Source organism: Sphaerothrix gracilis Ecp01 (assembly GCF_030405905.1).
Lineage (GTDB): Bacteria > Cyanobacteriota > Cyanobacteriia > Phormidesmidales > Phormidesmidaceae > Sphaerothrix > Sphaerothrix gracilis.
Window position 1 is genome coordinate 325,303 of record NZ_JASATW010000003.1, and the last position, 9,682, is coordinate 334,984.

A 9,682-nucleotide genomic window follows, 5' to 3' on the forward strand; every position below is an offset into this window, starting at 1 on the left:
CTAGCGCTCTAGCGGCTAGTTTGGCCGGTGATTAAACTCCCTGCCGGATTGATGTAGCCCCAGCGATCGCCCGCCTGCACCCGCGCCAATCCCTCCGAAAATTTGCTGGCGCTGGCAAAGCTCGGCTCGACTACAATCTCGCCGGTTTTGTCAATGTAGCCGTAGCGTCCCCCTTGCTGAATCACAGCCCGATCGCCGGAGAAGTCAGCCGCATAGTCAAACTGAGGCGCAATTACCAGCTCACCTGTTTTGTCGATATAACCCCACTTGCCACTGACCAAGACCACTGCGTAGCCCTCGGCAAAATCAGCCGCAAAGTCGAACTCAGGGGCGATCGCCATTTCGCCTGCCGCATCAACGTAGCCCCACTGATCTCCCTGCCGCACCCGTCCTAGTCCCTCAGAAAAGCTGAAAGCGCCATCATACTGCGGCTCAATCACCATATCGCCTGTCGGGTCAAGATAGCCGTATTTGTCCCCTGTTTTAGCCACCGCTAGCGACTCCGAAAAACTCCAGGCATCCCGGAGCAGCGGCATAATCACCAGCTTGCCGGTGGGGTCAACATAGCCATACTGGCTCTGCAGCTTCACGACCGCCAGCCCTTCCGAAAAGTTCTCAGCTAAATCAAACTGGGGTTCAATCAGCCACTCTCCCTGAGGGTTAATGTAGCCATATTTCGTACCGCCCTGCACCGCCGCCAGTCCTTCTGAAAAAGGTTTGGCCTGCCGAAACTGGACATCAATCACCCAGTCACCGCTGCGATCGATATAGCCAAAATAGTCTCCGGCCTGAGCGATCGCCCGGTTGTCGGCAAAGGCTGAAACCAGCGTAATGTTCGGGTCAATGACATTAATAACCAGGCTGCCAGTGGCGTCAATATAGCCCAGGCGATCGCCCAGGCGTACAACCGCCATGCCGTTTTCAAAATCACTGGCAGCATCAAATAGCAGGGGCTGGTTCATCTGCGTGGACTTCTCTAGGCTCATCTGCAATGGCTGTACCACAGGAACAACGCTTTGGGCTTCTAGCTGCGATGACGGGCGATCGCAGCCAGCAACCGCCAAGATAGTGAACCCTAAAATGCAGGATTTAGCAAGCGTTAACCCAGACGATTCCCAGCGGGGCACAGCAACCATTAAATTGAGCCAAAATAGCCATCCCTTTCGTTCTAACGTTAAAGCCCAGCTTTTGACCGTAAACTTACCTATACTATTGAGTCAACGGGACAACAAGATGTCCGCTTAGCTAGGTGGGCCGTAATGACACAATCCGTTCTTATTTTGGGGGGTACAGGGCGTATTGGCAGCAGCGTGGCGCAAGACCTGCTCTTAAACACCCAAGCCAAGCTGACTCTCAGCGGTCGCACTGGGCGATCGCAGTTAGATCTGGCGCAGCGAAGCCCCCAGCGGGTGCAGAGCATTGGCCTTGATTTGGACAATCAGGCGGCGCTGCGCGGGGCGATCGCGGCTCATGATTTAACTATTCACTGTGCCGGGCCGTTTAGCTATCGCGACGACCGGGTGCTGCAGCTCTGTATTGCCTTGGGCAAGCCCTATATAGACGTGGCCGATAATCCCCCTTATGTCAGAGAAGCTCTAGCGCTGCGATCGCAGGCGTCAGCGGCAGGCGTCACAGCAGTTGTCAGTACGGGCGTGTTCCCCGGCATCTCCAACAGTATGGTGCGTCAGGGTGTTGAGCAGCTTGATCAGGCTGATGAAGTGAAGCTGAGCTACGTGGTGGCTGGCTCAGGCGGGGCAGGCGTCACAGTGATGCGCACGACGTTTCTAGAGCTGCAGCATTTATTTCCGGCCTGGGTGAACGGTCAGTGGCAAGAGATTGAACCCTACAGCCAGCGCGAGACGGTAGACTTTCCGGCTCCCTATGGCCGCTGCGGCGTCTACTGGTTCAGCACGGTAGAAGCGATGACGCTGCCCCAGTCTTTTCCGCTCAAAACCGTGATCACTAAGTTCGGTTCGCTGCCCAATTTTTACAACCATCTCACCTGGCTGATGGCCCATGCCGTGCCCAAAGACTGGCTGCGCCGACCAGAGACAGTTGAGCTGTTAGCTAAAGCTAGCTACCAGATGACCCAGCTCAGCGATCGCTTTAGCGGCACAGGCATTGCCATGCGCGCCGATATTGCAGGGCAAAAAGACGGCCAGCCGACTCACTATGTCTCAACCCTGATGCAGGAAGATACGGCGGTTGCGGCAGGCTATGGCACCGGCAGCGTAGCGCAGATGATGCTCGCTGGTGAACTAGATCAGCCAGGCGTTTGGCCAGTGGAGCAGGCGCTGACCACGGCCCAGTTTGAGCAAGCTATGCGGCAGCGGGAAATTAAAATTACGCGATCGCTGACAGCTTCCTAGTCGTCCACCTCAGCTTTTTCCTGGCGCAGCAGCGGAAAGGCAATCACATCGCGAATGCTCGCGGCATCGGTGAGCAACATCACTAGGCGATCGATGCCGATGCCTTCGCCGCAGGTGGGCGGCATCCCATACTCTAGGGCCATGAGAAAATCTTCGTCTACGCCTGGCGCTTCCAAATCCCCAGCCGCCTTCCGGGCCGCCTGCAGCTCGAAGCGCTGCCGCTGATCGACCGGATCGGTCAGCTCTGAGAAGCCATTGGCAGTTTCGCGGCCCACAATGAACAGCTCGAAACGCTCAACCAAGCCCGGCTGGCTGCGGTGGGGCTTAGCTAAGGGGGACACTTCTACCGGATAGTCAATCACAAAAGTAGGCTGAATCAGCGTCGCCTCTACTTTTTGCTCAAACGCCTCGTTCAGCAGCTTGCCAATAGAGTCTATTTCTTCTAAGTGGGTCAATCCGGCTGCGGCAGCCGCTGTCTTAGCCTGATCTAGGGTTTCAAACTGGGCGAAATCTAGCCCGGTCTTTTCCTGCACCAGCTCGTGCATGGTTACTTTGCGCCAAGGAGGCGTCAGGTCAACGGTTTCTCCCTGATAGGTAATCTGCATTGTGCCTAGCACCGACTGGGCCACTTCCGCAATCATGGCTTCGGTCAGTGCCATAAAGTCGTGGTAGTCGGCGTAAGCCTGATAGAACTCGATGCTGGTAAATTCAGGATTATGGCGGGTGGAGATGCCCTCGTTGCGAAAGATACGGCCAATCTCAAATACTTTTTCAAAGCCGCCGACAATCATGCGCTTGAGGTGCAGCTCGGTGGCGATGCGCAGGTAAAGCTCTCGCTCCAGGGTGTTGTGATAGGTCACGAAGGGCCGCGCCTCCGCCCCGCCCGCTTCTCCCTGCAGCACCGGCGTTTCAATCTCCAAAAAGCCGCGCTGTTCTAGGTAGCGGCGAATGCCTGTGGTAATCAGAGCGCGGCGACGAAAGGTTTCGCGCACCTCTGGATTGACGATGAGATCGACGTAGCGCTGGCGGTAACGCTTTTCCACGTCGGTGAGGCCGTGCCACTTGTCAGGGAGCGGCAGCAGGGCTTTGGTGAGAATGGCGTATTCCTGAACGCTAACTGAGAGTTCGCCTTTGTCAGTGCGGCGGAGGCTGCCTTTGACGCCTAAAATGTCGCCTACGTCAGTGAGCTGTTTGAGATGGGTGAAGGCGCTGGCATCGGTATCGGCCATACCTGCCTGAATCTTTTTCTTATCGAGATAGAGCTGAATCGTGCCGGTTTCATCCTGCAGGTTGAAAAAAGCTAGCTTGCCAAAGACGCGGCGGGCCAAAATTCGTCCGGCGATCGCCACTTCTATATCCACTTCTTCCCCATTGGGCAGATCGGCAAACTTAGTCTGCAAATCCGCGGCCGTATGGGTGGTTTGCCAGCGGTAGCGGTAGGGATTAAAACCCAGGTCGCGGAGCTGCTGAGCTTTCTCCAGCCGGGTAGCGCGAATTTCCTCTAGGCTAGAGGCACTTTGGGCAGCCGAGCGCGATTGATCTGAGGCCATTAGAGTCCTGACGAATTTTGACAAGTTCCCATTATAGAAAGGGATGGCCCAACGCGATCGCCTAGTTAGGACGCGGTTTCAGCGATCGCTCTGATGGGGGCAACTCCAGCTAAATCCAAAATTTGCGGAATTAGGTCTTCTCGCCGCACCGCCATTAGATGCACGCCCTGACAGAGCTGCCGGGCGGCCTGCACCTGTTCGGCGGCAATCTTCATCCCTTCTAGCAGCGGATCGCTAGCGGCAGCTAGGCGGTCAATTGTCGCTTGGGGAATCTGCACTCCCGGTACGCAGCGATTGATAAACTGGGCATTTTTAGCCGACTTCAGCAGAAAAATACCTGCCAAAACCGGGCGATCGCAGCCTGCAGCTACCTGATCCATAAACTTCTCTAGTCGCTCAAAGTCGGAAATGAGCTGGCTTTGGAAAAACTGCGCTCCGGCTTCCAGCTTGCGCTCAAATCGGCGCTGCAGCCCTGACCAGCTCCGCGACTGCGGGTCTACCGCCGCCCCGGCAAACAGGTCGGTGGGCCGATCGGTTAGGGGCTTTTCGTTAATGTCAAAGCCGTGATTAAGCTGGTAAATCAGCTTCAGCAGCCGCACTGACTCCAAATCGAAAACGCTTTTAGCCTCGGGGTGATCGCCTGCCTTGACCGGGTCGCCAGTGAGGGCCAGGATGTTACGAATGCCCAAGGCATAGGCGCCCATGAGGTCAGCCTGCAGGGCAATGCGATTGCGATCGCGGCAGGCCATCTGGCAGATTGGCTCAATTCCCTGCTGCAGCAGAATTGCCGCCGCCGCGAGAGACGACATCCGCATCACTGCCCGACTGCCATCGGTAATATTGACCCCATGTACTCGCGGCTGCAGGCAGCGGGCCATCTCAATCATGTGACTGGGATCCCCCCCTTTAGGCGGCATCACCTCAGCCGTAATCAAAAACTGCCCCGCCTGCGCGGCTTGACGAAAGCGATGCAGCGAGGAACTGGCAGGCGGGGAACTGAGCTGAGCGGCAGTCATTAAAAGTCTGAATTCCTGGATTTAAAGAGAGGTCTAAGTGCGTTTTTAAAGAGCCGTGGAAGTTACGCCGTTCAAAATTGGAGACACCAATGGTAGAGACAGGATCTCTCTTGCCCCCTTGAATAGAGGGGATGGCGACAGCCGGGAAATCTCGCAGTTAGCCAAAATCTTGTCAAGTGCGTAAATCCTGAGCCGTTTGGTTAGTATAACTTCTCTGCGGAGGTCCAGTTCTCCCCATAGCCACTACAACTGGCTTTCCTCCACCAGCAGAAATTAACTATTTGCCAAGGGCTATAGTCATTGCCATCCGGTTAGAACATGAATTAACAATTGCCTGCTCGCTGGGTAAGTACTCTCTGCCGCAAAACATGGCTTATGGCAAGAAATCTTTGCGATCGCAGCTCAACGCCACGCTCAAAGTAACGTCAAGACGAGCCTAGCCAATAACCGCTCACCAAAACCCACACCGTAAGCACACGCTAGCCGATAACTAATCGCCATAACTCACACCGTAAGGGCGGGTTTAGTCTGTAACCAATCGCTACGACCGCCACTCATCAACAAAACCCGCCCCCGTCACCCACCCCACGAAAGCCTACAGATTAGCCTTGATATACGCCTCCATCCGCTCCATCCCCCGCTTAATCGTATCTAGATCCGTAGCATAGGAAATACGAATACAATCGTCCGCGCCAAAAGCCAAGCCAGGTACAGTCGCCACATGCTTTTCGGTTAGCAGACCGTTGCAAAAGTCCAAAGACTTCATGCCCAACTGACTAATATCCACAAACACGTAAAATGCCCCCTGCGGTGTGGGACAGGTCAGCCCCGGCATCGCCCGAATCGCCTCAACAATATACTGCCGCCGCTGGGCAAAAGCCTGCCGCATTTCCTCCACGCAGGCTTGTGAACTCTTTAAAGCCGCGATCGCCCCATACTGGGCAAACGTACACACATTAGAGGTGCTGTGGCTTTGCAACGTGCTGCAGGCTTTAATTAGCTCCGTAGGCCCAGCTAGATAACCCAAACGCCAGCCCGTCATGGAATAGGCTTTGGCAAACCCATTGCTAATAATGCTGTGCTGAAACGCTTCTGGACTGGCCGCGCCAATACTCAGATGCTCAGCCCCGTCGTAGAGAATCTTTTCGTAGATTTCATCTGATACCGCCCAAATGTCAGCTTCCACCACGACTTCAGCCAGCGCTCGAATCTCGTCTGGCGTATAGACCATACCCGTCGGGTTAGAAGGTGAGTTCATCACAAACAGGCGAGTTTTGGGCGTGATGGCTTTGCGGAGCTGCTCCGGCGTAATCTTGAAGCCGCTCTCTAAATCGGTGGGCACGATCACCGGCGTGCCCCCGGCTAGCTTTACCATTTCGGGATAGCTGACCCAGTAGGGAGCGGGGATAATTACCTCGTCGCCTGCGTCAATCAGCACCGTGATTAGGTTGTAGAGAGAATGTTTGCCGCCATTAGTGACGATGATATTCTCGGCGGCATAGCAAAGGTCGTTATCGGTCTGCAGTTTTTGGGCGATCGCCTGCCGCAGTTCCGGTTCCCCGGCAGCGGGGCCGTAGCGAGTTTTGCCCTCGTCTAGAGCTTGCTTGGCAGCGGCACAAATGTGGTCGGGGGTAGGGAAGTCGGGTTCACCCGCGCTGAAGCTACACACATCCAAGCCTTCAGCTTTCATAGCTTTGGCTTTAGCAGAGATTGCCAAGGTCATTGACGGCGAGACTTGGGTGATTCGAGCAGACAGTTTCATAGGCGTTCCCGGCTATTAAAGCGGCTGATATTAACTTACGATTCTGACTAGCTTAAAACCTTTTAATGTTGGCAGTTGCCAGATTTTTAACTTTTGACAGGATTGACGAGCTAAGTCCAACGGCTGCAGCAAACTCTCCACCTCTACAGCAACTGTCGTGCTGGCTTAGATCCCTCCGGCAGTTCGCTAGGATACTCCTCTCAGCCGAATGGTTGGCCTAGCTTGCTCGGTACGCTTTAGGGGTCATCCCCGTCACTTGCCGAAACTGTTTGCTCAAATGGCTATGGCTGCTGAATCCACAGATGAGGGCAATATCAGTGATTGATTGCTCCGTTTGTTTCAATAATTTTTTGGCTCGCTCGACTCGCTGCTGAATTAGATACTGGTGAGGAGATGAACCGAGGGACTGTTTAAAGAGACGACTGAAATGGAACTGGCTGATGTCGAGCAGTTGGGCTAGCTGCTCCAGCCTCAGATCCTGGTCTAGATAAGCCTCAATATAGTCTAAAACTTGCTGCAACTGGCGCGGTGACAAACCGCCCTCATACAGGGGCAACGGCGGCTTTGTCGTCGTATGATGCCGGAGAAGACTGACGGCTAAAACATTGGCGAGGGAGTTTAGATAAAGCTGGTTTCCCCAGACTGGCTGTTGCGATTCTGCTAATAGCATCATCGCGATCGCTTCAATTTGGGCATTACGAACCTGAAATTCAGGCCATAGCTGACAGCGATTGCTGCCCTGATTCAGGGTTTCATTAGCAGTCTTTTGCAAAAACTCGGCCTTGAGCTGGAGCTGCAGGCAATTTTCTTCCCCTTCCCAGCGAACAAACAGCGGTGTATTCGCTGGCGTGATCAGTATGTCGCCTCGGCGGTACAGCCCCGTATAGGTCTTGCCATCTTGAATTTGCACATAGGGCAGCGGACGCGGCGCTAGCGATAAGAACAGCGTATGCTCGTCCTCGGCGTGGTAGTGCCCTTCTCCAGCGGCATTTTGCAGGTATGCAACTCGAATGTTCTCCCCAAGCTGCGCAGGGTCAAACGGGCGGGGTGGGCAATCTGTTTCAGTCAGCGGGATAGCAGGATTTTGCACAGGGCTAACCAAATATGCCTTGTCTCAATCATAGTCAAAGCTGCGATCGCCTAAGTCTAAAAGAATTAACAACTGGCTGCAAGATCGTACAAGTAACGCAAGAACGAGATAGTTGAGAATTGATCGCTTGCCTAAGCTGAGGGTGTTGTAGATCAAGGAGAAGGCAATCATGAAGCTACTGGTTTTTGGAGCAACTGGCAGCGTCGGTCGTCAAGTTGTGGAGCAGGCGCTTGAGCAGGGGCATATCGTTACCGCTTTTGGGCGTCATCCGGCCAAGCTGAATCTTCAGCACGCCAATCTTAAATTCTGGCAGGGCGATGTCCTAGATCTTGCCGTTGTGGAGCAAGCTGTGCAGGGGCAAGATGCGGTGGTTTGCACATTGGGTTCTGGGCAAAAGCTCACCGGAACCGTCCGCTCGCAGGGAACTCAAAACATCATTCAGGCAATGCAGCGAGCCGGTATTCGACGACTCATTTGCCAAACGACGCTGGGAGCAGGCGATAGCTGGAACAGCCTCAATTTTTACTGGAAATACATCATGTTTGGGCTAATCTTGCGGCATGTGTTTAGCGATCATGAGCGGCAGGAGCAGCAGGTGAGACAGAGCGGTTTAGACTGGACGATTGTGCGGCCAGGGGCTTTTATCGCAGGCGATCGCACGGGTCAGTACCGCCATGGCTTTTCCGGCAGCGACAAAACCTCAAAGCTGAAAATCTCGCGGCCAGACGTGGCTGACTTCATTCTCAGACAGATAGGCGATCGCTCCTATCTGCACCAAACGCCTAGTTTGTCATACTAGGTGTTGGGGCTGGCATTGCTGTGTTGAGGCTGGCATTGCTGATTTTGGGTATGAATTAAAACGCGAATCAAATGCTCGCACTAATCTAGGCACATATGGGCGATCGCAAAGCGAGACGACAAGCCATCACTGCGCTAAATACCGCTGCCCTTGCTGTTACTTTCTCTGTGCTCGGTATTTCGCTGGGTGGCTTGTTTGAACATCTGCCCTGGTGGCTGATCTGGTAGGGAGCATGTCAGGTTTGCAGAATAAAGCTAGAGCATGGAGGATATAGCTACCGTGACACCTGGTAGCCCCCATGACCCCGGAGCAAAAAGCACAACTGCAACTACACCTCGATGCGATTGCCAAAATCCTGTATGAAGACAGTGACCCGGCATCAATGCAGACACTCGAAGCTATTGAACTGAGGGTTCGTGAGCAAATCCAAGCCCATGTGAGTCCAGAACTGGGGCGTTTTTTATCGGCTCAGTTAGCGGCACACAAGTCGGCAAAGAACGAAAGCTCAAAAGCACCCTAGGGGAGTTAGTGTTGACCAGCGCTCAGGCCAAACACTTATCGGTTGGGGCTTACCGTCAGATTAGTCCCCATTTAGAGAATTGCTGTCTGCGCATCAGCGCCAACGTGTCCTACGCGCAAGCCTGCAACGATGTCAGCTACTTGACGGGGATGCGCGTCCCGGCCAAGACCCAGCAACGTCTAGTGCAGTCCCATGACTTCGCCGAGCCTCAGTTGGCTGAGCTAAAGGAAGTGAGCGTGGATGGGGGGAAGGTGCGGTTGCGGACACCTTTGGGCGAACCCTGCCAGTGGAAAGACTACAAAGCGGTTGCCAGCGAAGTGGCGATGGTCGCCCGCTATCAACAGAATGATGAGCTGGCCGAGTGGGTCAATCAACAGCCTCTCGCAACGCCTTTAACTTGCCTAGGCGACGGGCATGATGGGGTCTGGAATCTGATCGCCCAGATGGGAACGGACCCCGCGCGTCGCGAGGTGCTCGACTGGTATCACTTGGTGGAAAATCTGCATAAAGTCGGCGGCTCGATTAAGCGCCTTAACCAAGCTGAAGCGCTTCTATGGCAAGGCAAAGTTGATGCCG

9 protein-coding genes and 1 pseudogene are annotated in these 9,682 nt (G+C 54.5%); 5 read left to right on the plus strand and 5 right to left on the minus strand.

The window, feature by feature from the left end:
* Positions 1-8: 8 nt before the first annotated feature.
* Positions 9-1,136, minus strand: coding sequence for a WG repeat-containing protein (locus tag QJQ48_RS05020; RefSeq protein ID WP_346290101.1), 1,128 nt, complete (start codon positions 1,134-1,136; stop codon positions 9-11).
* A 123-nt stretch (positions 1,137-1,259) separates the two neighbouring features.
* Between QJQ48_RS05020 and QJQ48_RS05025 the strand changes: the two genes are divergently transcribed.
* Positions 1,260-2,369 (plus strand): saccharopine dehydrogenase family protein, encoded by a 1,110-nt coding sequence (locus QJQ48_RS05025; RefSeq protein WP_346290102.1) that lies wholly within the window; start codon positions 1,260-1,262, stop codon positions 2,367-2,369.
* Here QJQ48_RS05025 and lysS read toward each other — a convergent pair.
* Both lysS and QJQ48_RS05035 read right to left on the minus strand, forming a co-directional pair.
* Complete coding sequence (gene lysS, locus QJQ48_RS05030; protein ID WP_346290103.1) at positions 2,366-3,919, minus strand: lysine--tRNA ligase; 1,554 nt, start codon at positions 3,917-3,919, stop codon at positions 2,366-2,368. The two genes, QJQ48_RS05025 and lysS, sit on opposite strands and share 4 nt — an antisense overlap.
* 65 nt (positions 3,920-3,984) lie before the next feature.
* Complete coding sequence (locus QJQ48_RS05035) at positions 3,985-4,935, minus strand: methylenetetrahydrofolate reductase (RefSeq protein WP_346290104.1); 951 nt, start codon at positions 4,933-4,935, stop codon at positions 3,985-3,987.
* A 281-nt stretch (positions 4,936-5,216) separates the two neighbouring features.
* On the opposite strand from QJQ48_RS05035, the gene QJQ48_RS05040 reads away from it, so the two are divergent.
* Positions 5,217-5,375: a hypothetical protein gene (locus QJQ48_RS05040; RefSeq protein WP_346290105.1), complete on the plus strand. Its 159-nt coding sequence runs from the start codon at positions 5,217-5,219 to the stop codon at positions 5,373-5,375.
* Positions 5,376-5,530: 155 nt separating this feature from the next.
* Here QJQ48_RS05040 and QJQ48_RS05045 read toward each other — a convergent pair whose 3' ends face one another.
* Together QJQ48_RS05045 and QJQ48_RS05050 are read right to left on the minus strand one after the other, a co-directional pair.
* Positions 5,531-6,697, minus strand: coding sequence for a pyridoxal phosphate-dependent aminotransferase (locus QJQ48_RS05045; RefSeq protein ID WP_346290106.1), 1,167 nt, complete (start codon positions 6,695-6,697; stop codon positions 5,531-5,533).
* Between the two features lie 217 nt (positions 6,698-6,914).
* Positions 6,915-7,766 (minus strand): helix-turn-helix domain-containing protein, encoded by an 852-nt coding sequence (locus tag QJQ48_RS05050; protein ID WP_346290119.1) that lies wholly within the window; start codon positions 7,764-7,766, stop codon positions 6,915-6,917.
* Between the two features lie 190 nt (positions 7,767-7,956).
* Here QJQ48_RS05050 and QJQ48_RS05055 point away from each other — a divergent pair, with 190 nt between their 5' ends.
* The 3 genes and pseudogenes from QJQ48_RS05055 to QJQ48_RS05065 form a co-directional block, all read left to right on the plus strand.
* On the plus strand, positions 7,957-8,586 hold the full coding sequence (locus QJQ48_RS05055; protein WP_346290107.1) for an NAD(P)-dependent oxidoreductase: 630 nt from the start codon (positions 7,957-7,959) through the stop codon (positions 8,584-8,586).
* 298 nt (positions 8,587-8,884) lie between these two features.
* The gene (locus QJQ48_RS05060; protein WP_346290108.1) at positions 8,885-9,106 is read left to right on the plus strand and encodes a hypothetical protein; all 222 of its coding nucleotides are present in this window, start codon (positions 8,885-8,887) and stop codon (positions 9,104-9,106) included.
* An 11-nt stretch (positions 9,107-9,117) separates the two neighbouring features.
* Positions 9,118-9,682, plus strand: a pseudogene (locus QJQ48_RS05065) (ISKra4 family transposase); the annotation flags it as partial.

What these genes read in the sequence shown, in the direction of transcription:
- QJQ48_RS05020 (WP_346290101.1), bottom strand. Translation starts at nt 1,136, where the DNA reads ATGGTTGCTGTGCCCCGCTGGGAATCGTCTGGGTTAACGCTTGCTAAA.
- QJQ48_RS05025 (WP_346290102.1), top strand. Translation starts at nt 1,260, where the DNA reads ATGACACAATCCGTTCTTATTTTGGGGGGTACAGGGCGTATTGGCAGC.
- lysS (WP_346290103.1), bottom strand. Translation starts at nt 3,919, where the DNA reads ATGGCCTCAGATCAATCGCGCTCGGCTGCCCAAAGTGCCTCTAGCCTA.
- QJQ48_RS05035 (WP_346290104.1), bottom strand. Translation starts at nt 4,935, where the DNA reads ATGACTGCCGCTCAGCTCAGTTCCCCGCCTGCCAGTTCCTCGCTGCAT.
- QJQ48_RS05045 (WP_346290106.1), bottom strand. Translation starts at nt 6,697, where the DNA reads ATGAAACTGTCTGCTCGAATCACCCAAGTCTCGCCGTCAATGACCTTG.
- QJQ48_RS05055 (WP_346290107.1), top strand. Translation starts at nt 7,957, where the DNA reads ATGAAGCTACTGGTTTTTGGAGCAACTGGCAGCGTCGGTCGTCAAGTT.
- QJQ48_RS05060 (WP_346290108.1), top strand. Translation starts at nt 8,885, where the DNA reads ATGACCCCGGAGCAAAAAGCACAACTGCAACTACACCTCGATGCGATT.